This is a genomic window from Micromonospora sp. NPDC049048 (assembly GCF_043197615.1).
Lineage (GTDB): Bacteria > Actinomycetota > Actinomycetes > Mycobacteriales > Micromonosporaceae > Micromonospora.
The window spans coordinates 17814-41191 of record NZ_JBICTM010000015.1 but is presented as its reverse complement, the minus strand read 5'-3'; the positions used below and the strand labels follow the sequence as shown (position 1 = coordinate 41191).

The following is a 23378-nucleotide window of genomic DNA, read 5'->3' as shown; positions in this document are numbered from 1 at the left end:
GGGTCAGCCGGTGGCGGCGTGCTCGTCCATCCAGCGCCGCAACGACGCGGGTCGCATGTCCGTCCACACCTCGTCGATCCGGGCGAGACACTCGGCGCGCGAGCCGGTGGTGCCCTCGCGTCGCCAACCGGCGGGCAGCTCCCGGTCGTCCCACCAGATCGAGAACTGTTCCTCGTCGTTCACGACCACGGCGTACGTCCGGGTGTCGTCGTCAGTGCTCATCGGACCCCCTTCGCGGGAAGGATTCCAGCCACGTCGATCACGTGTCAAGGAATCTGTCGATCTTCGGCCGTCAGGCGGAGGTGGGCCGTACGACCGGCTCGGGCGCGGACGGCGGCGCCTCGGTGTCCCCACAGGTCCGGGGCGTCCGGGCGACCCAGCCGACGGCCGGCCCGGCGGCGAGCGCGCAGCCTACGAAGATCGCCGCGACGACCCACCACCCCCAGCCGCCCGTCTGGATCGCGAGGAGGGTCAGGCCGACCGGCGCGAAGACGTCCGCCGCCGAGCTGATGGTCTGTGCCGTGCCGAGGTACACCCCGCGCGAAGCGGCGGGCGGCACGTTGGTCTGGACGAACCAGAGCGCCGCCGAGAACCACAGCTCGGTGGCCGTCACGAGCACCACGACGCCGAGGAGCACGACGACCGTCCATCCCCCGCCGGTGCGGCCCGCGAGCGCCGCCAGCGGGCAGGCGAGGGCGGTGACCAGGGCGCCCCGGCGGATGAGGCGGGCCGCGCCGGGAAGCGAGTCGGCGCCGCGCGACGCCGGCACCTGCAACGTGATCACCAGCCCCGTGTTGAGGGCCAGCATCGCGCCGAGCAGCGGCTTGGGGGCGTCGGTGTGGGTGATCGCCCAGAGCGGCAGGATCTCGACGAGGACCACCGAGTGGAACATCATGACGGCGAGGAGCACGGCGGTCGTGACGTAGGGCAGGTCCCGCAGCACCGCCCACCGCGAGGCGGTCACCGCCCGGTCGCGGCGCACCACCGGGGCGGCCGGGAGCCGGGTCACCAGGACGGCGTTGAGCAGCGACAGCACCGAGTTGAGCAGCACCATGGCGACGAGCGCGGCGGCGGAGTCGAACGCCAGCGCCAGCGCGCCGAGCCCGGTGCCGAGGGTGAAGCCGGCATTGAGGTACGAGCGCGCGTACGCCATCGTGCGCACCCGGTCCTCGGCCGGCATGGCGTCGGCGGTGTAGATGGTGCGCCCGGCGTTGGCGAACGAGTCGGTGGCGGCGGCCACCACCATCAGCACCACGAAGCCCACGAAGGACGTCACGAGCGGGTAGGCGGCGAACGTCAGCGCCGACCCGAGCGCGCCGACGGCCCAGGACCGCTGCCCGCCGATCCGGTCGGCCAGCGCGCCCAACGGCAGCGAGGTGAGCACCCCGGCGAGACCCGCGATCGAGAAGCCGACCCCGATCTGCACCGGGCTGAGCCCGAGGACCTCGGTGAAGAACACGATGCTGCCGGTGAGGAAGGTGCCGCTGCCGACGGCGACCATGGCGGACTGGTACGCGATCGCCCGGGGCAGCCCGGGTGGCGGCAGGAGCCGGGACGCGGCGAATCGGTGACCGTCCATGGTGCCGGTCAGGCTACCCGGGAGATCGCAGCACGAGCCGCTCGGTGGTGCGCTGCTCGATGTACGCCAGGTCGGCGTCCCAGCCGAGTCCGGCCACGGTGGGCACCTCGACGAGCCCGTCGGTGCTCACGATCGGGCGGGTGGTGACGTCGCGGGCGTAGTACTTGTCGGAGCCGGAGACGTCCGAGGGGAGCGTGAAGCCGGCGAGCGCGCTCAGCGCGACGTTGGCGGCCCGTCCGATGCCGAACTCGTGCATCCCGCCGCACCACACCGGCACCCCGTGCTCGCGCGCGAGGTCGTGCGCCCGTACGGCGTGGGTCAGTCCACCCATCCGCGAGACCTTGACGTTGAGCACGCGTACGGCCTTCAGGCGCAGCGCGGTGACGAGGTCGTCCACCTCCTCGACGGACTCGTCGAGGCAGACGGGGGTGTCGATGCGTTCCTGGAGGGCGGCGTGTGCGACGAGGTCCCGGGGCGCGAACGGCTGCTCGATCATCAGCAGGCCCAGGCGGTCGAGCTGCCTCAGGACGGCCCGGTGCTCGGGTACGTCCTGGTAGGCGCCGTTGGCGTCGACGTGCAGGGGCACGTCCGGATGCGCCGCGCGGACGGCGCGCACCGGTTCGACGTCCCAGCCGGGCGCGATCTTGAGTTTGATCCTGCGGTAGCCCTCGTCGACCCGCAGCCGCACCTGGGCGAGCAGGTCGTCGACGGTGGGTTCGATCCCCAGGGAGACGCCCGCCTCGACGTGGCCGCGCCGGCCGCCCAGCGCGTACGCGAGGGGGACGCCGCCGGCGGCGGACCAGAGCGCCCAGGCGGCGACGTCGAAACCGGCGCGGGCGAAGTGGTTGCCCCGGACCTTGCCGAGCGTCGCCGCGAGGTCCGCCGGGTGTTCCCAGCCGGTGCGCAGGACCATCGGCGCGAGGTGGTCGCGGGCGACCGCCCAGCAGCTCTCGACGGTCTCGGCGCAGTAGAACGGGCCGCTCGGCGACGCGATCTCGCCCCAGCCCACGGCGCCGTCGGTGCCGGTGAGCGTGACCAGGATGTGCTCCAGTTCGCGCTTGGCGTGGGAGCTGGTCTGGAAGCGGTGCACGAGCGGCAGGCGGACCCGCCGCAGCTCGACGACCTCGATCCGCCTCATGCCGTCACCCCGCCGTGACGGTGGCCCCGGACCGGCCCGTGGACGGGCGCGCCGCCTCGACCGTGGCCGGTCACGCGACACCGTCCCGGTCTCGGGCGTTGCCGTCCGGGCCGGGGTGACTCGGTCGCTCCGCGTAGAGGCCGAGTTCGGCGGCGAGGGCGTCACGCTCGCGCAGGCGCCGGCCGGCCCCCTTGGAACTGGCGATGGTCAGGGTGGCGAGCAGGTGCAGCGCGAGCACCACCGAGGTGGGGGAGTTGGCGTAGGAGGCGCTGTCGGCGCCGATGACGATGCGGGCGGCGGCGCTCGTGGCCAGCGGCGCGTCCTCGGCGTCGGTGACGAGGACCAGTTGACCGCCGTGCCGGACGTAGGCGGAGGCGACGTCGATGGTCTCGCGCCGGTAGCGCGCCATGCAGACGGCCACGAGCAGGTCGCCCTGGCGGATGTCGCCGAGCACGTCGAGCGCCCGCAGCGCCGCGCCGTCGACGAGGTGGACGCCGGAGAGCCCGGCGCTGAGGTCGGCGGCGAGCAGGGACGCGAAGCCGAGCGACTTGCCGTGGCCGATCAGGTAACGGCGCCGGGCAGACACGATGAGAGCCGCGGCCCGCTCGATCGCGTCCTGCTCGGCGGCCCACGCCAGCGCCCTGGTGAACTCGGTGCGCTGCTGTTCCAGGACCCGCTGCTTGAGCACCCGCGCCGACCTGCGCTGCACGTTGCGGTCGAAGCGCTCCGCGGGCGTCGTTCTCGTCGTGGTCATGCCTCATCCTCCGCGAACAGGTAGCTGACGCGGCCGGGGGCGTCCGCCGGCCGCGCGAGGCCGACGAGCCGCCCGCCGGCGGCGAACCGGTCGACCAGCGCCTGCCGCAGCCGCGCCCGGTCGTCGGGGCCGCAAGCGGCGGTACGGTCGTCGGCGGGCGAGTCCACCGTGGTGTGTCCGGCCTCGTGTCCGTCTTCGGCAGCGGAGGCCCGGGTGCCGTCGCCGGACCGGTCGAGGTCCCACCGCACCAGGACGCGGTCGCTGCCGCCGTCGTCGTAGAAGTCCGGCAGGAACCGGATCCCGACGGCGCCCAGCACGTTCAGGTTGAAGTGCGCGTTGCGCAGCGCGTACGGGTCGAATGTCCACCGCATCGTGCGTACGCCCGCGCGCCGGGCGGCGTCGGCCTGGGCGTGCTTGAGCAGGCGGCCGACACCGCGCCCCTGTGCGCGCGCGTCGACAACGGCGGCCTGGGAGTAGTGGTAGGGCTCGCCGTGCTCGATGCCGGTGAAGCCGTAGCAGAAGCCGACGAGGGAGCCGTCCACGTCGAACGCGCCGACGGCGGTCCCGGCGTTCTCGCCGAGCGCGGCCAGGAGGCGGGGGCTGACGGCGTGCTCGGGGCCCTCGTAGCCGAAGACGGACCGGTAGAGCGCCGACGCCGCCGTCCACTCGGCCAGCCCGGTGAGGTCACGCGCCACGATGCCGTGGGTGTCATCGACCATCGGGCCGCCCTCCGAAAGATAGCGATCGTATGTCGCCCAGACTGCCCCAGTGACTGCTCGTTGACAAGGTGTCGGACCGAACATAGTGTCCGTATGTGTCTCCGTCATCGTCAGGCCCGAATGCCGCGCTCGACACGCTGCACCGCTACACGCTGCACGAGTCCCCGACCGGCGACCGGCGGGCGCTGGCCGCGCTGGCCGACGTCCTCGACGCGGACGCCGCCCGCGCCGGCTTCGACACCGCCCGGGAGTCGCACCCGAGCGGCGACCATCTGGTCTGGACACTCCCGGCGCGGGGGATCCCGGGCGATCCGGTGCTGCTGCTGACCCACTACGACACCGTCTGGCCCGTCGGCACGCTGTCGACCATGCCCTGGTCCGTCGAGGGCGACACCGTGCGCGGCCCGGGCGTCTACGACACCAAGGCCGGGATCGTGGCACTGCTCGCGGCGGCGGCACGCGTCACGCGGCAGGGCGCCCCGCACCCCGAGGTCAGGGTCCTCGTCGTGGCCGACGAGGAGATCGGCTCACCCACCGCCACCGGGCTGGTCCGGGCCGAGGCGGCCCGGGCCCGCGCGGTGCTCGGCCTGGAACCGCCGCACCCCGGCGGCGACCTCAAGACCGGCCGGCGCGGCAGCACCCGGGTCCGCATCGAGGTCACCGGCGTCGAGGCGCACGCCGCGCTCGACCCCGACGCCGGGGTCAACGCCATCGACGAACTCGTCGACCAGCTCGTGCGGGTCCGCGCCCTCGTCGCGGACCGGCCGGTGCTGCTCAACACCGGCACCGTCGCCGGCGGCGGCCGGACCAACGTGGTCGCCGGGGAGGCCCACGCCGACCTCGGGCTCCGCTTCACCGATCCGGTCAACGAGGACGCCGTCCTCGCCGGCCTGAGGGCGCTGCGTCCGGTACGCGAGCGCGCCCGGCTCACCACCCGGCTGCTCTCGCACCGGCCCACCTGGCAGCCCGACGAGGCGGGCGCCCACCTGCTCGACCGGATCGTGGGCATCGCCGCCGACCTCGGCCAACGCCTCGCCGGTCACCCGGCGGACGGTGCCGCCGACACCAACACCACGGGCGCGCTCGGCCGCCCCACCGTCGACGGGCTGGCCCCGCCCGGCGGTGGCGCGCACGCCCGGCAGGAGTGGGTCTCGGCCGCCGGCATCGGCGCGCGCACCGAGCTGCTGGCCGCCCTGCTCACCGGGCTCGACACCGCAGGTCGCGGGCACGGGGCCTGACCGGGGCGCCCGCGCGCTGCGGGGCCTCCCGCATCCGCCCGGGCGGACGGTCCACTGCGGCGGCTGACGTGTCGCGCCCAGGGTCAGCGCGCCCTGGCCCGCCGGGTACGGGTCCAGCCGACGAGCGCCACGGCGACCAGCGCCAGCCCGAGCGCTCCGGCCGCCACGAGGTAGGTTCCCACGCCGCCGGAGCGGCCGGTCTCGTCGCGGGCGGCGCGGGCCGTCGACGCGGGCGTGGTGGGCGTCGCGGGCGGGGTGGGGGACGCGGCGGCCGCCGGCAGCGGGTAGCGCAGGATCGTGGGCCGCGTCCCCGGCGGCTGGTTGGCGGTCTCGGACACGGTCAGCAGGGACCGACCGTCGCGGCTGTAGGCGACCGACTCGCCCTGCGGCTCGTCGGGCAGGCCGATGACCCGTGGTGTCCCGCCGGTCAGCGCGGCGACCACGTCGCCGTCGGGGACGTCGAACTCGTACGCGTCGGCGTAGGTGCGCAGGACCACCCGGCGCCCGTCCGGCGCGGTGGCGGCGCCCGTGACCACCGCCCGGCCGAGCGCGCCGAAGGGATTGCTCGTCGTGGACGCCGGCAGCCGGACCCGCCCCACCTTCACCAGCGGGGTCGTCGTGCCCGGACGCAGCCCGGCGCTCGGGGCGTACAGGTTGGCGGAGTGCTTGGTCACGACCAGCGGCCGGTCGTCGCCCGTCACGAGCAGGGCCTCGACGTCGTGCGGGCCGTCGGGGTACGCCATGCGGTGCAACACCGGCCGGTCGGCTCCCGGCGGGAGCTTCCACACCCCGATCGTCTGCCGGGAGCGGTCGTTGTCGCCGGTGTCCGCCACCCAGATCGTGCCGTCCGCGCCGACGGCGAGATCCTCCGTGTCGCGGGGACGGGACGGATAGGACACGCTCCGCACGACGGAGCACCGCTCGTCGAGGAAGAAGATGCGGCGGCGGGCCTCGTCGTCCGCGCCGTCGTTGATCATGACGTACCCGCTGTCCGTCACGGCCATTCCGGAGATCTCGCTCAGCCGGCCGCCGCGCACCTCGCACACCGGAGTCCCCGCAGCCGCGGCGGGCGACGGGTCGGCCACGGCGGCGCCGGGGGCCGCCGTGACGGCGAGGGCCACCACCGTCCCCGCCGCGAGCCGCAGTCGCCGGGTCCCGTTGCCTCGTCGCCTCACCAGCAGTCCCTTCAGTGCCGGACGCCGGGCGGGCCGGTGCCGGTCCGCGCTCCGGTGAGCCACCCCGGGCAGGGCCGCACGCGACCGCCCCACGCTGGTGCAACTACCCGACCCGAGTCGCGGTGCGCGCGTGTGGCCAGGCAGTGAGTGTATGGCCCGAGCGCTACGCCCCCGTCGCGGCCCGCCGCACGCCGCCGCGATCCGGATCGCCGTCGGCCCACCGCCCGGAGCGGCCGCGCCCACCGCGTGCGGCGGTACCGGGCCGGGACCCGGTCGCCACGACGGCGTACGCTGCCGCGATGACCGCACCGGCCCGCATCCTGGTCTACGGGGTGTACGGCGCCGGCAAGTCCACCCTGGCGGCGCGGCTGGCCGAGCGGCTCGGGCTGCCCTGGCACCCCGTCGACGACCTGCTGTGGCGGCCCGGCTGGGTCGAGGTGCCGGTGGCGGAGCAGCGCAGCCGGATCGAGGCGGTCTGCCGGCGGGACCGCTGGATCCTCGACGGGGCGTACCACGGCTGGCGGGACGTGGTGCTGGCGCGGGCCGACCTGGTCGTCGGCCTGGACTATCCGCGCTGGCTCTCCTTCTGGCGGCTGCTGCGGCGCACCACGGGCCGGCTCGTCAGCGGCGAGGAGATCTGCAACGGCAACCGCGAGTCGCTGGGCAGCGTCCTGTCCCGCGACTCGATCCTGCTGTGGCACGTCACCGCGTTCGGCCGGGCCCGGCGGCGGATGCGCGCCTGGCAGGCCGATCCCGCCGGGCCGCCCGTGCTGCTGTTCCGCTCCCCGGCGGAGCTGGAGCGCTGGCTGGCCGGCCTGACCCGCCGATGACCGTACGCATGGACGTACACCATTGCCTTGGTCCTCGTGATCACCTAGGTTTCACCCGATCGCACCCAGCGACCTCCCTCCCGGCTCTGGCAGGCAGCGGGACCGCACCCAGCGCGCCGCCGACGTGACTTAGGAGCTCACCGTGGCACCGTCCTCCGGTCGAAGAACGTTCCCCTCCCGCTGGCGGACACCGGTCCGGCTGGTCGCGGCCGTGGCGGCGGGCACCGTGCTGCTCGCCGTGGCCCCCACCCCGGTCGTCGCGGCACCGCTGCCAGCGGGCGACACGACAGCCGAGAGGTCAGCCCGCCCGGCGTCGAGCAAGGCGCAGCCCAAGAGCGGGCTCTGGCTGGTGCAGCTGGACAAGCCGTCGGTGGTGGCCGCCTCGCAGGCGAGGCCGGCACGCACCGGCAGGATCGACACGCGGTCCGCGGCGAGCACCTCCTACGCGCAGGAACTGGCGCGGCAGCAGGACACGTTGGTGGACGAGATGGAGGCGGTCCTGGGCCGCTCCGTGCGGGTCGCCCACACCTACCGCAACGTGGTCAACGGCCTGGCGGTCGAGGTCAGCGCGGACGAGGCGGCGCACCTGTCCGGCCTGCCGGGGGTCAGCACCGTCGTGCCTGACGAGGTCCTGGAGCTGACGACCGACACCAGCAACGCGCTCATCCAGTCGCCCGCGGTGTGGGAGGGCAGGACGGCGGAGAACGTCGGCACCCGTGGTGAGGGCGCCATCGTCGGGATCCTGGACTCCGGTATCAACCCCGACCACCCGTCGTTCGCGGCGGTGGACGGCGACGGCTACCGGCACACCAACCCGTACGGCGCGGGCACGTACGTCGGCGTCTGCGCCCCGAGCCACCCCCAGCACAAGGCGATCTGCAACGACAAGCTGATCGGCGCCTGGTCGATGGTCGGCACCGACGCCCGGGACGACAACGGCCACGGCAGCCACACCGCCTCGACCGCCGCCGGCAACCGGCACGAGGCGACCATGACCGTCGGCACCAGCACGCACAAGATCACCGTCTCCGGGGTCGCGCCGCGGGCCAACGTCATCTCCTACAAGGTCTGCATGGTCCTCGGCTGCCTCTCCTCGGCGACGATCGCCGCCGTGGACCAGGCGATCGCCGACGGCGTGGACGTCCTCAACTACTCGATCTCCGGTCGCGACGACCCCTGGAAGGACCTCGTCGACCAGGCGTTCCTGGAGGCGTACTCGGCCGGAATCTTCGTCGCCGCCTCCGCCGGCAACAGCGGCCCGGGCGCCAGCACCGTCGCGAAGACCGCGCCGTGGAACATGTCCGTCGCCGCGGTCAGCCACGAGCGGGTCATCGCCCACCAGCTCGACGTGACCGGCCCGACGCCCGTTCCGGCGCCCCTCACCGGCATCGCCGCCGTGATCGGGGAGAACTCGCCGAACCCGCCCATCGAGGGTGCGATCCGGTACTCCGGCGCCGTCGACGCGGACAACGTGCAGGCATGCCTCCCGTTCCCGGCGGCGGCGTTCAGCGGCAGGGTCGCCCTGCTGCCCCGGGGCGGCTGCGACTTCTCCGTGAAGGTCAAGAACGCCACCGCCGCCGGCGCGACCGGCGTGGTCGTGCACAACCAGTACAGCGGCCCGCCGATCACGATGGGCGCGCTCGCCGGGACCACCATCCCCGCCGTGATGGTCTCCCTCGCCGACGGGCAGCGGCTGCGCGACCACGCGGCCGCCACCGACAGCCCCGTCACCGTGCGCGTCGACCCCGGCAGCGAGGTGCTGCGCGACGGCGACTGGACGGACGTCGTGGCCGACTTCAGCTCGCGCGGACCCAGCAAGTTCGACATGCTCGCGCCCACCGTGGCCGCCCCCGGCCGGAACATCCTCGCCGCCACCATGGCGGCGAAGGACAACCCGGCCACGTACGCCTTCATGCAGGGCACGTCGATGTCGTCGCCGCACGTCGCCGGCGCCGGCGCGCTGCTGGCGGCGCTGCACCCCGACTGGTCGCCGACGCGGATCCGCTCCGCGCTGGCGGTCACCGCGGACCGCGACGGGGTGGTCAAGGAGGACGGCCGCACGCCGGCCGACGCGTTCGACATGGGCTCCGGCCGGATCAACCTGGCCCAGGCCGCCCGGACCGGCATCGTGCTCGACGAGACCGCCGCGAACTTCGTCGCGGCCAACCCCGACGCCGGTGGTGACCCGCAGACGCTGAACCTGCCGGCCGTGGTCGAGCACCACTGCCTCAAGGTCTGCACCTTCACCCGGACGGTGTCCAGCGTGGCCAGGGTGGCCGCGACCTACCAGGTCACGCCGCAGGCCCCGGCCGGCGCGCGGATCACGGTCGCGCCGGCGCGGTTCACCCTGGCGCCCGGCGCCAGCCAGGAGCTGACCATCACCCTGGACGTCACCGGGACCGCCCGCAAGAACTGGCTCTTCGGTGCGATCGACCTGACCACCGACGCCCGGCACGCGCCGGACGGGCAGCCGATCGCCCAGGCGCACTTCCCGGTCGCCGTCCTGCCCGCGGCTCCGGACCTGACGGTCGACAAGACCGCGCTCAGCTCCAGCATGGACGTCGCGCGGAACGAGAGCCACACGGTCAAGGTGGGCAACGCCGGCGGTGCCGAGCTCACCTGGCGGGCGACCGGCGACGGCGACGACTGCGCCTGGCCGACCTGGGTGAAGGTGACCCCGGCGCAGGGCACGCTGGGCGCGTTCAAGAGCCAGGACATCGAGATCACGCTCGACTCGACCGGTCTGGACGACGGCGGCGTGTTCCGGGCGAACCTGTGCCTGGCCAGCAACGACCAGGACCAGCCGACGACGACGATCGCGCTGGAACTGACGGTGGTGCCGGTGCCGAAGATCGAGGTGGCACCCACGTCGCTCTCCGCGCGGCAGCCGGCCGGGCTGGTCACCAGCCAGAAGGTCGCGGTACGCAACGCGGGGCACGGCGTGCTGGACTGGCGGCTGGACGACCCGGACGCCGGCCCGGACGACGAGCGGATCCGGCTCCTGCGTGACGGTGTCCTGCTGATCCCGAACTCGGGCAGCGCCACCCGCGGGGTGATGGCGTTCGATCCGCAGACCGGCAGGCTGATCGACCCGCAGTTCATCCCGCACGTCAAGTTCGACCCGACCAGCAGCCTCTACACGCCGTTCCAGGTCATCGCCAAGCCGGACGGCAGCGGCTTCCTCATGTCCGACCAGGTCAACTCGGTGGTGACCGAGCACGGCCTGGACGGCAGCTTCCGGCGTGTCTTCGCCCCCGCCGGCGGACTGGCGGATCCGACGATCATGGGCAACACCCGGGGCATCGCGCTCTCGCCGCGCGGCACCGTGCTGGTGACGGTCGCCTCCCAGGCGAACGCCCACTCCGTTGTCGAGTTCGACGCCGAGGGCAGATACCTGGGCACGTTCGTCGCCCCGGGCGCCGACGGGCTCAAGGGGCCCTGGGGGATCCTGTTCCGCGGCGACGACATGCTCGTCTCCGCCAGCGACAGCGACGCCATCCACAGCTTCACGAAGGACGGCTCCCGCGCCAACGCCCGCTTCTTCGAGGGGCTGAGCTGGCCCGGCCAGCTCGCGGAGCTGCCCAACGGCAACGTGCTCGCGGCGAGCTGGGGCAGTGGCTCCACCGCCGGGGTCTGGGAGATGGACCGCGCCGGCAAGCTGGTCGGCGTCTACGCGCCGCCCGGTGGCTCCGGGTACCAGGGCGTGCACCCCCTCGGCAACGGCAACATCCTGACCACCAGCTCCAAGGGGGTCCACGAGATCGACCGCTCCGGCCGCCTGGTCGAGGTCGAGAACGACAAGGGGGCGGCCCGCTTCATCACCCACGTACGGCTGCCGGACCTCCAGCCGTGCGTGACGCCCGACGAGGTGCCGTGGCTGACGGCGTCGCGTACGTCCGCCGGCACCGGCGCCGGCAGGTCCAGCGAGGTGACCATCTCGCTGGACAGCACCGGGCTGGCCGCCGGCACGTACCGGGCCCAGCTCTGCGTGACCAGCGACGACCCCAGCACCCCCCTGGTGACGCTGCCGGTGACGCTCGAGGTCACCGACCAGACCTGCACCCAGGTGGTCGACGGCGAGCGCCGCGGCCCGCTGCGGGTCGACGCCGGGGTGGCCTGCCTCGCGCCCGGCGCCGCGGTCTCCGGGCTGGTGAGCGTCGGCCGGGGCGCGGGGCTGGTCGCGCTCGACGCCGGCGTCGTCGGGCCGGTGACCGCCACCGGGGCCTCGGTGGTGGAGCTGACGCGCAGCCGGATCGACGGCCCGCTCTCGGTCACCGGCGTCACCGGCAGGGTCCTGATCGCCGGGACGCGGGTGACCGGCCCTGTCAGCGTGGTCGACAGCCGCACCGGCGACACGCCCGTCGTGATCTCCGGCAACCGGATCGACGGGCCGCTGCGGTGCGTGGGCAACCAGCCGCCGCCGGTGGACGGCGGGGTGCCCAACACGGTCGGCGGCCCGGCCTCCGGCCAGTGCCGGGGGTGGTGAGCGGGCCACCCCGCCCGGCTCGTCGCTGACGTGACCCGGCCCGCCGGTGCGCCCGCCCCGCGCGCGCACCGGCGGGCCGTCGGTCTCCGGTCGGCGCGCGGTGAGTACGTGGACTCACGTCCCGCAGCGCCGGCTCCGCCAGGCTGTACGTCCCCGCGCCGACGACCTGCCAGGAGCGCAGCGGCGGCGACACCCGCTGCCCGGGCGGCTGACCGCTCCGGTGGACGGGCCGCCGGTCGGCGGATCCGTGGAGCGTCGACGAGGGCCGCCCCCGATGCTGCCGGGGACGGCCCTCGTCGACGTACGGACGGGTCAGGCGACCGAGGCGGGGAACCTCTCCCACGTCCGGTGGGCGGCCAGCAGGGGCTGCACGGCGGTGAGGACCTCGGCCCCGGAGCCACCCGTGACGACGCCGGGCGTGCCGGCGACCCCCGCCTGCCGCAGCACGTCGACGCCGGCGCCCCACGCCCCGATCGCCTTGGCGTGGCGCCAGCACTCGTCGACCAGCAGCAGCACCCGCGGATCCACGGTGGCGGAGTCCGCCGCGCCCGCCTTGGCGTCGCGCGCCGGCAACGCGTCCGGTGCGGGCGCCGGTGCCCCGGCCAGCAGGAGCACGTCGAACTCGACCGAGCGGCCGGTGGCGAAGGTCCGCTGCACGGGCAGGTCGCCCACCATCCCGCCGTGCGGGGCGACCAGGAGCGGCACCATCCCGGCGGCGAAGACCGCCCGGCGCACCTCGTCGACGCCGTCGAGCCCGGCGGCGGGGTCGACGACTATCCCCACCGTACGGCCGTCGGCCGGCCAGCGCCCGCCCACCTGCGACAGCGCGGGGCTGGGCGCGACGTCGGCGAGCGGCACGGTGGGCTCCGGTGCGGGAAGGCCCAGGCCGGTGGCGACCTCCGCGCACAGCACCGGGTCGATGTTGGCGAGACACTGGAGCTGGCGTTCCTTGATCGCCTGGTGGTAGCACTTGCCGAGCTCGAAGGTGTAGGCGCGGATGATGTGCTCCTTCTCGACCGGCGACATGCTCAGCCAGAACAGGCGCACCTGGCTGAAGTGGTCGTCGAACGAGACCGGGTTGGCGCGTACCTTGGGTGCCTGCGCCACCTGCACCGGCACGTCGACGAACGCGCCGTCGGCGTCCCCGGCCGGGAAGGGGTTGCCGCCGTCGAGCGAGTTCGGCCGGTACGGCGCGACACCCGCGTGCACGGCCTGCTGGTGGAAGCCGTCGCGCAGCATGTCGTTGACGGGGGCGTGCGGACGGTTGACCGGGATCTGCGAGAAGTTCGGCCCGCCCAGCCGGGTGAGCTGCGTGTCGACGTACGAGAACAGCCGCCCCTGCAACAGCGGGTCGTTCGTGACGTCGATGCCCGGCGGCAGGTGGCCGACGTGGAAGGCGACCTGTTCGGTCTCGGCGAAGAAGTTCGTCGGGGTCCGGTTGAGCGTCAGCTTCCCGACCGGCTGCACCGGCGCCAACTCCTCGGGCACGAGCTTCGTCGGGTCGAGCAGGTCGATCCCGGCGAAGGTCTCCTCGGGGGTGTCGGGCAGGACCTGCAGGCCCAGCTCCCACTCGGGGAAGGCGCCGGCCTCGATGGCGTCGTACAGGTCCCGGCGGTGGAAGTCCGGGTCGATGCCGCCCAGCAGCTGCGCCTCCTCCCAGGTCAGGGAGTGCACGCCCAGCTTGGGCTTCCAGTGGAACTTGGCCAACGCCGTCTCGCCGGCGGCGTTGACGAGCCGGAACGTGTGGACGCCGAAGCCCTCCATCGTCCGGTACGAGCGCGGGATGCCCCGGTCGGACATGTTCCAGATGGTGTGGTGCTGCGCCTCGGTGTGCAGGGAGACGAAGTCCCAGAAGGTGTCGTGCGCGCTCTGCGCCTGCGGGATCTCCCGGTCGGGGTGCGGCTTGCCGGCGTGGATGATGTCCGGGAACTTGATGGCGTCCTGGATGAAGAAGACCGGCATGTTGTTGGCGACCAGGTCGAAGGTGCCCTCGTCGGTGTAGAACTTCGTCGCGAAGCCGCGGGTGTCGCGGACCGTGTCGGCCGAGCCGCGCGAGCCGAGGACGGTCGAGAACCGTACGAAGACGTTGGTCGTCCTGCCCTTCGCGAGGAAGCCGGCCTTCGTCACACCCTCGGCGGTGCCGTAGGCCTCGAAGACGCCGTGCGCGCCGGCGCCACGCGCGTGCACGACGCGCTCGGGGATGCGCTCGTGGTCGAAGTGGGTGATCTTCTCGCGCAGGTGGTGGTCCTGGAGCAGGATCGGACCGCGCGGCCCGGCCTTCAGCGAGTGGTCCGTGTCGCGCAGCCGCGTCCCCTGCGACGTCGTGAGGTGGGCGCCCTGCTGACCGTTGGCCGTCGTCGGCGCGCCGGTCGCCGCGCCGGTCGGCGTACGGGTCTCGGGGGCGCCCTGTTCCTTCTTGGGCGGCAACGGGCCGTGTGGCGTCGTCGGCTCCTCGACCGTCGGTGGGGCGCTGCCCGGCGCACCGGGCACGTCCGGGGTCAGCACGTCGGCGACCTTCCCGGCGGCGGCCTCCACGACGTCCTTGACCGCCTTGGCGGGCTTGCTGGCATCCATCTGGCGAGTTCCTCCGTGAAAGTGGCGTTGAGCAGGCGTCTTGGCCCGTACCCCCAGCCGGGCGGGGGAAACGGGGACGCGACCATGACGGAGACCACCGGTGCCGGTCGCCGACCCCCGGCTCCGCGTGTCGGCCGTCCCTGCGCGCCGACGCGGCCGGTCAGGCGCTCTCCACCTCGGCGGCGTACTCGCTGAGCGCGATCCGGTTCGGCAGACCCGTCTTGCCCAACAGGCTGGACACGTGCCGTTCCACCGTGCGCGGGGACAGGTGCAGCCGGGCGGCGATCTCCCGGTTGCTCAGCCGCCCGACCAGCAGCCGAAGCACCTCGAACTCCCGCACCGTCACGCCCACCGACCGCAGCTCGGCGGGGATGTCGCCGGCGCCGGAGCGGCGCTGCGTCAGGCGTACGCCCGCCCGCCGCAGCAGGGCCCGGCAGGCGCTGGCCACGGCCGGCACGTCGCTCGAGTGGAAGTGCTCCTCGGCGGCGCGCAGCCACTGCACGGGCGTTCCCCAGCCGTCGGCGAGGGCGGCCTCGCAGACCAGCCGCAGGGCGAGGTGCCGACCCATCGCGTACGGCGCCCCGGCGCGCATCGCCTCGGCCGCCGCCTGCGCCGCCGCCTCCGGCCGACCGGAGCGGCCGAGCAGCACCGCCTTCGCGAAGAGCGCGAACTGCAGGTCCCAGCGCAACCTGCTCGCCGAGTCGCCCTGCACCGCCTCGTAGGCCGGCCAGCCGGCCTCGCCCGACATGACCTGGAGCAACAGGTGCAGGCCGTGCCGGCCGGAGAGGTGGAAGACCGTCGGGCTCTGCTCCTCGGCGTTGAACGCGCGGGCCAACTCGTCGAGGGCGCGCGGCCGGTCCTCCTCCAGCAACGCGCAGAAGGCCCTGGCCAGACCGTGGACGCGGGTGGCGTGCAGGGCCTGGTCGCCGCTCCAGCGGCGGAACTCGGCCAGCGCCTGCTCCATCTCCCGGCGCCGTCCCCGGTGCGCCGCCAGGACGGCGCTGACCAGCAGCACGTACTGGGTGGTCTCCAGCAGCTTCAGCCGGGTGGTGGCGGCCAGCACCTGCTGGACGAGAGCGGCCGCCGTGTCGAAGTCGCCCCGCAGCACCGCGTGCAGGGCGAGGCTCGCCTCCGCCTGGTGACGCGCGGTCACCGCACCGGCCTGGGAGGCCCGCTCCCGGGCCTGTTCGAGGCGGTCCAGGCGCGCGTCGCGCAGCGCGTCGTCGTTGCCGAGCCGGATCAGCGCGTGGATCTCCCAGATCGGCAGCCGGTGCTGAGCGGCGATCGCCAGGGCCCGCTCCAGGCAGCGGGTCGCCTCCGCCGGGTCGCGGTGCCGGATCAACGCGCCGAGGAGCTGCCAGGCCTGACAGGCCACCACCGGCAGCGGCACGGTCTCGGCGACGGTGGCGGCCCGGCGGGCCAGCGCCTCGGCGGTGGCGAGCTGGTCCTGGCCGGCGGTGTCCAGCACCAGGTGGGCGGCGACCACGTCGACCGGGGCGGTGTCCTCCGCGGCGGCGTCCGGGCCGAGCAGGGCGCGCGCCTGCTCCACCTGGGCCAGCCCCTCGGCCGACCGGCCGGCGACCGTCGCCGCCCAGGCCAGCCGGGTGTGCAGCTGCGCCCGCCGGCGCGGATCGACGCCGCCGATCTGGTCCAGGGTGCTGACCGAGGCGAGCGCCCGCTCGACCAGCCCCGCCTCCGCCAGGGCGTGCAGCAGGGCTTCGAGGGCCGCCGCGCGCGCCACGGGATTCTCGCCGAGCAGGCTGATCGCGCGGTCCAGCAGGGCGACCGCCGTGGTGGCGCCGCCCTGGGCGATCGCCCGCCGGCCCGCCTCGGTGAACAGCTCGCCGGCCGTCTCCGGGTTGTCGGCCTCCAGGTGCAGGGTGGCCGACACCTGGCACCACTCGCCGGGTAGCCCGGGGAACACCACCTCCACCGCCTCGGCCATCCGCCGGGCGAGCCGGGCCCGGTCGGCGGGGCCGAGCAGGGTGAGCAGCGCCTCCCGGGTGAGCCGGTGCCGGAAGGCGTACCAGTCGGTGAGCTGGTCGTCGACCGTGACCAGCCGCCCCGCGACGTCACCGCCCAGGTGGTCCAGGACGCCGCGCTCGCTCAACCCGGTGGCCGCCTGCACCACGGCCAGCGGGAAGCGGTGACCCAGCAGCGCGCCCATCGAGAGCAGCTCCCGGGCCTGGCTGTCGAGCTGCTCGACCCCCTGCGCCATGCCCCTCGCCAGGGTGCTCGGCAGGCCGGCGGCCGGCTTCTCGGACATCCGCCAGCCGTCGGGGCCCTCGATCAGCAGGTCGCCGTCGACCATGCCGGCGACGAGTTCCTCGATCAGGAAGGGGTTGCCGCCGCTGCCCGTCGAGACGAGGGCGTGCGCGGCCGCCGGCACCCGCTGCGGGTCGGCGTCGAGGCACGCGCCGACCATCTGCCGCAGCTCGTCGTCGTCGAGCCGGCCCAGCTCGATGAGCGTGCACTGTCCGCGTTGGGCGGCCGACCGGGCGATGGTCGACGCCGCGCAGGGCTCCGCCCGGATGGCTCCCAGCAACAGGGTGGGTTGCAGGGCGAGGTTGTCGATGAGGTACTCCAGCACCGTCAACGTCTCCGTGTCGGCGTCCTGGAGGTCGTCGAGCAGCATCAGGCACCCCCGCCCCGCGCCGGCCACCCCGGTCAGCCGGAGGACGGCCTCGGCGAGGATCACCAGGGACGCGTTCTCCTGATCGGCCGGCGGCCGACCCCAGTCGGGCACGAGCCGGCCGAGGATCGGGCCGTACGGGCCGAGCACGCTGGGGTCGACCGGGCCGGAGCGCAGCAGCGACAGCAGCGCCTCGGTCAGGGGGCGTAGCGGCACCGTGGTGCCGATCGTGCTGCCCCGGCCCCGCATCACCCGCATGCCCGCCGCGGTGGCCATCTCCGCGATCCGCGACGCGAGGCGGGACTTGCCGACGCCGCTCTCGCCGACCACGAACACCGCACCGCCACGCCCCGACTGCGCCAGTTCAAGGCTTTTGTGCACCCTGCGGAGCTCGACGTCCCGACCGATGAACTTCGAGGAGCGGTACACACTGCGCACGCTATCCGAGGAGGTGGGCCGCAGCCCAACGCGGTGCCGCCGACGCCGGCCCCCGGGCGGCTAGCCGATCGTCACAACGGACGCTCGGGGCAGCAGGTCGTCAGGGGCGCAGAGTCCGCCACGGCGGCGCCGCCGTCACCGACGAGACCGCCGATCACCATGCCCACGGGCACGACCAAACTGGCGAGGGCCGCCGCGCGGATCCCGAACGTCACGACGGGCTGCAACCACGTCGCTCCGGCCGGGTCGTCGTTGGGCGCCGCGGGGTCGATCTCGTCGGCACGGTACGAGGGGAGCTGGTTCTCGGACAACTGTCATTCCTCCTGTGTGAAATCGTGTATCCGTAGGATGTTTCCGGAGCTTGCCGCTCCACTGGAGATCGTCGTCGTTCGCCGGGCCGTCCTCAACCCGCAGCACGCGGTTCAGGGGTCGCTTCCAGCAGCAGCGCCGACGGCACCGACCCGACCCCGCAGAGCCGCAGCAGCCCGTAGCCGATGCCGGCGAGGCCGCTGACCAGACCGGGGGTGGGCACGGTGCCCGGCGTTCCGCAGGCCGCCCCGTGGCGGTCGACGGCGTCGAGGACCCGGCCGGCCAGCCGTCGCGTCGCGGACCCCTCGCCGTCGAGGACGCCCGCCGCCTCGACGACGCCCAGCTCGCCGTGGCAGAGGCTGAGGTCGTCGAGCAGCGGCCGGTCGGTGAGCAGGCGCAGCACGCCGGCGTCGAGAGGTTCGGTGCCGAGTGGTCCGGCGTCGAATGGGTCGGTGCCGAGAGGCTCGGTGCCGAGTGGGTCGGTGCCGGGGGCGAGGGCGTGGTGGGCGAGGGCCAGGCCGGCCGCTCCGCGACACCAGCCGTACCCCGCCGGCCCGCCGCCGTCCGGGGCGCCGGCCCGGCGCAGCGCGCGCCGGGCGGCCCGCGCGTACCGGGCGCCACCGGTGCGGGCGTGGCGGCCCAGCGCCCAGCCGATGCCGGCCACCCCGTCGGCGAAGCCGGCCTCCGCCGGCAGGTCGTCGCGCTCGACCGCGTCGACGAGCCGGTCGGCCCAGTCGCGGGCGAGCGACGCCGCGGGCGCGTGGTCCAGTTCGGCGTGCACCGCGTGCATGGCGGCGAGGCAGCCCGCGCCCCCGTCGGCCCACGCGAGGGCCGACGATCCCGTGCTGGCGGCGGCGGCCAGGTCGACCGCCGCGCGGGCCTGCCCGGCGAGCCCGGGGTCGGCCAGCAGGGTGGACAGTCGGGCGAGCCCGTACGCGATGCCGCCGAGGCCGTACAGCCCGCCGGGGCCGATCGCGGCGACCAGGTCCGGACGCGCGGCGAGCAGGCGGAACAGCCCCGGCACCCCGCCGACGGCCCGGTGGGCCAGCTCGGCGTAGCGGGCGGTGCCGGTCACCGCGGCGAGCTGGCCGAGGAAGAGCGCGACCCCGAGGTGGCCGTTGGCGAGCCCGGCCCCCATCGGCAGGACGAGCCACTGCCGGTCGTCGACCAGCTCCAGGCCGAGCCAGTTGACCCGGTCGGCGCCGGTGACGCCACGGGCCTCGATCTCGTCGGCCAGCGCGACCGCGGCGGCGAGCAGGCGCTCCGGCGACGCGGATGGTTCGCCGACCGGCCGGGACGTCGGGGTGCCGGTGTGCCGGCGGTCGACGGGTCGGCGGGTCGCCAGCGTCGCCGCGACGATCCACTCCTGGTGCCGTCGGTCGGCCTCGCCCAGCGCGGCGATCTTCTCCAGCGCCGTGTCGAGCCCCCGGCGGGCCAGCGGCACGGGCAGCGGCTCACCGCCCCCGGCGACCCGGACGGTCCGGCTGCCCGGGGTGCCCTCGAACAGCGGTACGTCGCCCGCCCACAGCGCCACGGCCTCGTGCCGTGGGAACTGGGCGAGGAACGGGTGCCCGGCGGCGCTGGCCCAGAGGACGCCGAACGCGCGGTCGCGCTCCAGCGCGTCGCCGAGCAGGTCCGGGTGCGTGGTCTCGGTGAGCAGGCCGTGGTACGCCGAGGTGGGGCGGGCCACCAGCCGTACGGGGACGTCGGCGCAGGCGGCGACCAGCTCGGTGAACTCGCCCCGGTGGGCCCGGATCGTCTCGTACGCCAGCCGGAACCCCGCCAGCAGGGCCGGCTCGTGGGCGCCGGGGTCGACCACGGCGTCGCCGACGCGGGGCCGGTTGCGCCCGCCGACGAAGTCGACGGCCCGGCGGGTCAGCCGCATCCGGTCGGTACCCGGGTCGGCCCAGTCGAGGGCGCTGACGGGCGCGGTCCCGCCGTGGTCGCCGCCGACGCCGGAGAGGTCCATCGCCCCCTGGTCGCCCACGACGATCACCGGTACCAGGCCGGTCCGGTGCACCGAGGCGGCCAGCAGGTCGGCGGCCGGGTCGCCGGTGCCCGCCGCCTCGCCCAGCGCGGGGTGGAAGAGCGTCTCGGTGTCCACCACGACCGGGGTGTCACCGGCGGCGATCAGGTTCTCGTAGTGCATGTCCGTGGCGTGCAACGCGTGCAGCAGCGCGACCAGGGCGCCCTGCCGGCGGTAGAAGTCGTCCGCCTGCTCCGGGCGGCTCAGTGCCGTCGCGTCGACGTACTCCGACCAGCCGTAGCCGGGTCGGGTCAGGGCGGCGACCCCGCGCAGCCCGAGCCCCGGCGTCCGCCGCTCCAGCCAGTCGACGAACGCGGTGAAGTGGACCTGGGAGGCCAGTTCGCGCGGCTTGTAGACGACACGTCGACCGTCGGCGAAACGCAGCACCGTGGTCGTACGGCCGCCGGTGTGCGCGTCGCCCAGGTTGCTGCGGACCGCGACCAGCGGTCCCGGGTCGTCGCCGCCGAGCAGGGTCGCCACCAGCTCGTCGCGGTCGGCGAGGAACCGGGTCAGCAGTTCCAGCCCGGACCGGGCGGCCGTCGTGCCGGCCTGCGCCAGCAGGCGGGCGAGCACGGGACGGCGCTCGACCAGCTCGGCCAGCCCGGCGGGCTCGCGGAGCTGGGCCGCGAAGTCAGCGAAGCGGGCCCGGCTGTCGGCACCGGCGAGCAGGCCGGCCGCGCGGCGCCGGTGCAGCTCCGAGACCAGCGTGCGGGCCGCGACGGCGAGCAGCCGGTGATCCAGCGCGGTGGCGAACCGGTCGGTGAGGGCGGCCAGGTCGACCATCTGCCGCGTCGCGAGCCGGCGGGCGCCGTCGCGGAACTGGTCGGCGGCGACGTCGACGAACGGTCGCAGGGGCGCGGTGAGGGCGGCACGCCAGTCGGCCGGGTCGGCCGGCGGCCGGGGTGTCGCCGCGGCGGCCAGCGCCGCCTCGACGGTCTGTGCCCACTGCGGACGGGTCGTCCTGGCGGCGAGCGCGGCCGGATCCTCGGCCAGCAGGTCGCGTAGCCCCGCCTCGTCCAGGCCGACCTCGGCCAGTCGCGCCGCGAGGCCCGGCCCGTGCCCGGCCCGCCACCGGGCCAGCTTCCGCTCGACGTCCGCGCCGCTGGCATGATCGGCTGCGGCAGGGCCGCCCGTGCCGCGTGCGTCGTCGCTGCCGGGCCCGCCTGCCGCGCCGCCCGCCTCCGGCGGTGCGTCGGCGGGAGGCCGGCCCGGTGTGCCGGCGACCGGCCCGGGCACGCGTTCGTGCAGCGCGAGCCCCGACGCCCACCAGTGCGGGGCCAGCCGTACGCCGCTACGGGCGTGCTCGGTGGCGCCGGCCGGGAGAGTCGAAGTCACCGTTGCAAGGTGCCAGAGCGGGGCGCGGAGTTCATGAGTGGAAACTACCCACATTCGTGTCCCGGTGCTGGCTGCGGGGGTGCGCGCGGACCTGCCGGGGCCCCGGGACGGCGGGGCGGGCCGCGTCGGCCGGGGATTCCCGTTCCGTACGCGACAGCCCCATCCTAGTCACTAAAAGTGATCAATTGAACGGCCAGCGTGACATCCGCAGGAAATTGAGTGTCGCTCACGCATGCGGACGCTGCCGGTGCCGATGAGTCTTCGGACGACTGTCTACCCGGGGCGGCGCGATGAACGGAGCTGGGGATGGAGTTTCGGGTACTGGGGCCGGTGGGGGCGTGGAAGGGCGACGCGGAAGTGGCGCTGGACGGCGCGAAGCAGCGGACCGTGCTCGCGGCGCTCCTGCTCGCCGAGGGGCGTACCGTGCCGGACACCCGGCTGTGCGGGCTGCTCTGGGGGGAGCGCCCGCCGGCCACCTTCGCCGCCCAGCTCTACAACTACGTCTCCCGGCTGCGTAAGTACCTCGGCGCCGAGGTGGACATCGTCCGGCAGTGGTCGGGGTACCAGATCCGCATCGGCACCGCCCGGCTCGACCTCGACGAGTTCGAGCGCCTGGCCGAGGTCGGGCGCGAGGCCCTGCGCGACGGCCGGTACGCCGAGGCCGCCGAGCGGTTGCACGCCGCCCTGTCGCTGTGGCGCGGTCCCGCGCTGTCCAACGTGACCGAGCACCTCGCGGCGGCCGAGACGCACCGGATGGCGGAGCTGCGGATGGCGGTCCTGGAGAGCCGGATCGAAGCCGACCTGCGGCTGGGCCGGCACGTCCGGCTGGTCCCCGAGATCACCCAGCTCGTCGCCGAGCACCCGCTGCACGAAGGGCTGCGGGGCCAGCTGATGACCGCCCTGCTGCACTGCGACCGGCAGGCCGACGCGCTGGCCGTCTACCACGAGGGCCGCCGGGTGCTGGCCGACGAGCTGGGCGTCGATCCGGGGCCGATGCTCACCGAGGCGTACCGGGCGATCCTGGCCGGCCCGCCCGCCCCGGCGGTCGTCGCGGAGCGGAGCTGGCACGGCGTACGGCCCGCGATGCTCCCGCCCGGCGTCGGTGACTTCGCCGGCCGCGAGGAGGAGCTGAGCGGGCTGCTGCGGGTGCTGACCGCCGAGCCGAAGGCCCGCCCGGCGGTCGCCGTGGTGACCGGGATGGCCGGCGTCGGCAAGAGCACGCTGGCCCTGCACGCGGCCCACCTCACCCGCGGCGCCTTCCCCGACGGCCAGCTCTACGCCGACCTCGGCCGCGCCCGGGGCAACGCCGTCGAGCCGTACGACGTGCTCGGCTGGTTCCTGCGCAGTCTCGGCCACGCCGAGGCGGCGATCCCGAAGGGTCTCGACGAACGGGTCCGGCTCTACCGCAGCCAGCTCGCCGGCCGGCGGCTGCTGGTGATGCTCGACGGCACGGCGGACTACGCGCAGGTCTGCCCGCTGCTGCCCGGCGACCCCGGCTGCCAGGTCATCGTCACCAGCCGGCTGCGGATGCCCGAGCTGGCCGGCGCCACGTCGATCGAGGTCGGCACCCTGGACCGGCAACAGGCGCTCGCGCTGCTCGGGCGGATCGTCGGGGAGCGGCGGGTCGCCGAGGAGGCCGACGCGGCCGGGCGGATCGTCGAGTTGTGCGGTCGGCTCTCGCTCGGCGTTCGCGTCGCCGGATCGCGGCTGCTGGCGCGCCCGCACTGGTCGCTCGGCTACCTGGCGGACCGGCTCGCCGACGAGCGGTACCGGCTGGACGAGCTCCGGCTGGGCACGATGGACGTCCGGGAACGGCTGGACAGCAGCTACCACCAGCTCGCCGACCTGGGCCAGCTCGCCCTGCGCCGGTTGGCGCTGCTGCGCACGCCGGCCTTTCCGAGCTGGTGCACCGCCGAGGTGCTGGGCGTGTCGCGGCACGCGGGCGAGGAGGTGGGGGAGAACCTGGTCGACGCCCGGCTGCTGGAGATCGTCGAGTCCGACGGTGGCCGGCGGCAGCGCTTCCGCTTCCACGACCTGGTCCGCGTCTTCGCCCGGGAGAAGGCCGACCAGGCCGACCGGATGCTGGTGGCCGGCGCCGGGGCGCTGCGGGCGGTGGGCACCGAGCCGGTGGCGGTGTAGAGAAGA

14 protein-coding genes are annotated in these 23378 nt (G+C 74.8%); 4 read left to right on the top strand and 10 right to left on the bottom strand.

Features of this window, described 5'->3' with window-relative positions:
- Positions 1-3: 3 nt before the first annotated feature.
- From ACGFIG_RS30055 to ACGFIG_RS30035, 5 genes are all read right to left on the bottom strand, one after another.
- Entirely contained in the window at positions 4-222 is a 219-nt protein-coding gene (locus tag ACGFIG_RS30055) for an MbtH family protein (protein WP_393008637.1), read from the bottom strand.
- A gap of 70 nt (positions 223-292) precedes the next feature.
- Positions 293-1579 (bottom strand): MFS transporter, encoded by a 1287-nt coding sequence (locus ACGFIG_RS30050; RefSeq protein ID WP_393008635.1) that lies wholly within the window; start codon positions 1577-1579, stop codon positions 293-295.
- 13 nt (positions 1580-1592) lie between these two features.
- The gene (gene menC, locus ACGFIG_RS30045) at positions 1593-2717 is read right to left on the bottom strand and encodes an o-succinylbenzoate synthase (RefSeq protein WP_393008633.1); all 1125 of its coding nucleotides are present in this window, start codon (positions 2715-2717) and stop codon (positions 1593-1595) included.
- Positions 2718-2787: 70 nt separating this feature from the next.
- Positions 2788-3471, bottom strand: coding sequence for a MurR/RpiR family transcriptional regulator (locus ACGFIG_RS30040; RefSeq protein WP_393008631.1), 684 nt, complete (start codon positions 3469-3471; stop codon positions 2788-2790).
- Complete coding sequence (locus ACGFIG_RS30035) at positions 3468-4190, bottom strand: GNAT family N-acetyltransferase (protein WP_393008629.1); 723 nt, start codon at positions 4188-4190, stop codon at positions 3468-3470. The genes ACGFIG_RS30040 and ACGFIG_RS30035 overlap by 4 nt, the downstream gene beginning before the upstream one ends.
- Before the next feature lie 95 nt (positions 4191-4285).
- Between ACGFIG_RS30035 and ACGFIG_RS30030 the strand changes: the two genes are divergently transcribed.
- Positions 4286-5428 carry a M20/M25/M40 family metallo-hydrolase gene (locus ACGFIG_RS30030; RefSeq protein WP_393008627.1) on the top strand — a complete coding sequence of 381 codons (1143 nt, stop codon included), beginning with the start codon at positions 4286-4288 and terminating at the stop codon, positions 5426-5428.
- 83 nt (positions 5429-5511) lie between these two features.
- On the opposite strand, the gene ACGFIG_RS30025 is transcribed toward ACGFIG_RS30030, so the two are convergent.
- The gene (locus ACGFIG_RS30025; protein WP_393008625.1) at positions 5512-6603 is read right to left on the bottom strand and encodes a hypothetical protein; all 1092 of its coding nucleotides are present in this window, start codon (positions 6601-6603) and stop codon (positions 5512-5514) included.
- Positions 6604-6902: 299 nt separating this feature from the next.
- Between ACGFIG_RS30025 and ACGFIG_RS30020 the strand changes: the two genes are divergently transcribed.
- Together ACGFIG_RS30020 and ACGFIG_RS30015 are read left to right on the top strand one after the other, a co-directional pair.
- Positions 6903-7433: an adenylate kinase gene (locus tag ACGFIG_RS30020; RefSeq protein ID WP_393008623.1), complete on the top strand. Its 531-nt coding sequence runs from the start codon at positions 6903-6905 to the stop codon at positions 7431-7433.
- Between the two features lie 142 nt (positions 7434-7575).
- Complete coding sequence (locus tag ACGFIG_RS30015) at positions 7576-11919, top strand: S8 family serine peptidase (protein WP_393008621.1); 4344 nt, start codon at positions 7576-7578, stop codon at positions 11917-11919.
- A gap of 312 nt (positions 11920-12231) precedes the next feature.
- On the opposite strand, the gene ACGFIG_RS30010 is transcribed toward ACGFIG_RS30015, so the two are convergent.
- From ACGFIG_RS30010 to lanM, 4 genes are all read right to left on the bottom strand, one after another.
- A complete protein-coding gene (locus ACGFIG_RS30010) occupies positions 12232-14493 on the bottom strand; it encodes a catalase (protein ID WP_393008619.1) in 2262 nt (753 codons plus the stop codon).
- 160 nt (positions 14494-14653) lie between these two features.
- Positions 14654-17554 carry an ATP-binding protein gene (locus ACGFIG_RS30005; RefSeq protein ID WP_393008617.1) on the bottom strand — a complete coding sequence of 967 codons (2901 nt, stop codon included), beginning with the start codon at positions 17552-17554 and terminating at the stop codon, positions 14654-14656.
- Between the two features lie 80 nt (positions 17555-17634).
- Positions 17635-17874: a hypothetical protein gene (locus ACGFIG_RS30000; RefSeq protein WP_393008615.1), complete on the bottom strand. Its 240-nt coding sequence runs from the start codon at positions 17872-17874 to the stop codon at positions 17635-17637.
- Between the two features lie 92 nt (positions 17875-17966).
- Positions 17967-21233 carry a type 2 lanthipeptide synthetase LanM gene (gene lanM / locus ACGFIG_RS29995; protein ID WP_393008613.1) on the bottom strand — a complete coding sequence of 1089 codons (3267 nt, stop codon included), beginning with the start codon at positions 21231-21233 and terminating at the stop codon, positions 17967-17969.
- A 306-nt stretch (positions 21234-21539) separates the two neighbouring features.
- Between lanM and ACGFIG_RS29990 the strand changes: the two genes are divergently transcribed.
- On the top strand, positions 21540-23372 hold the full coding sequence (locus ACGFIG_RS29990; RefSeq protein WP_393008611.1) for a BTAD domain-containing putative transcriptional regulator: 1833 nt from the start codon (positions 21540-21542) through the stop codon (positions 23370-23372).
- Positions 23373-23378 lie beyond the last annotated feature (6 nt).

What these genes read in the sequence shown, in the direction of transcription:
- ACGFIG_RS30055 (WP_393008637.1), bottom strand. Translation starts at nt 222, where the DNA reads ATGAGCACTGACGACGACACCCGGACGTACGCCGTGGTCGTGAACGAC.
- ACGFIG_RS30050 (WP_393008635.1), bottom strand. Translation starts at nt 1,579, where the DNA reads ATGGACGGTCACCGATTCGCCGCGTCCCGGCTCCTGCCGCCACCCGGG.
- menC (WP_393008633.1), bottom strand. Translation starts at nt 2,717, where the DNA reads ATGAGGCGGATCGAGGTCGTCGAGCTGCGGCGGGTCCGCCTGCCGCTC.
- ACGFIG_RS30040 (WP_393008631.1), bottom strand. Translation starts at nt 3,471, where the DNA reads ATGACCACGACGAGAACGACGCCCGCGGAGCGCTTCGACCGCAACGTG.
- ACGFIG_RS30035 (WP_393008629.1), bottom strand. Translation starts at nt 4,190, where the DNA reads ATGGTCGATGACACCCACGGCATCGTGGCGCGTGACCTCACCGGGCTG.
- ACGFIG_RS30020 (WP_393008623.1), top strand. Translation starts at nt 6,903, where the DNA reads ATGACCGCACCGGCCCGCATCCTGGTCTACGGGGTGTACGGCGCCGGC.
- ACGFIG_RS30010 (WP_393008619.1), bottom strand. Translation starts at nt 14,493, where the DNA reads ATGGATGCCAGCAAGCCCGCCAAGGCGGTCAAGGACGTCGTGGAGGCC.
- ACGFIG_RS29990 (WP_393008611.1), top strand. Translation starts at nt 21,540, where the DNA reads ATGGAGTTTCGGGTACTGGGGCCGGTGGGGGCGTGGAAGGGCGACGCG.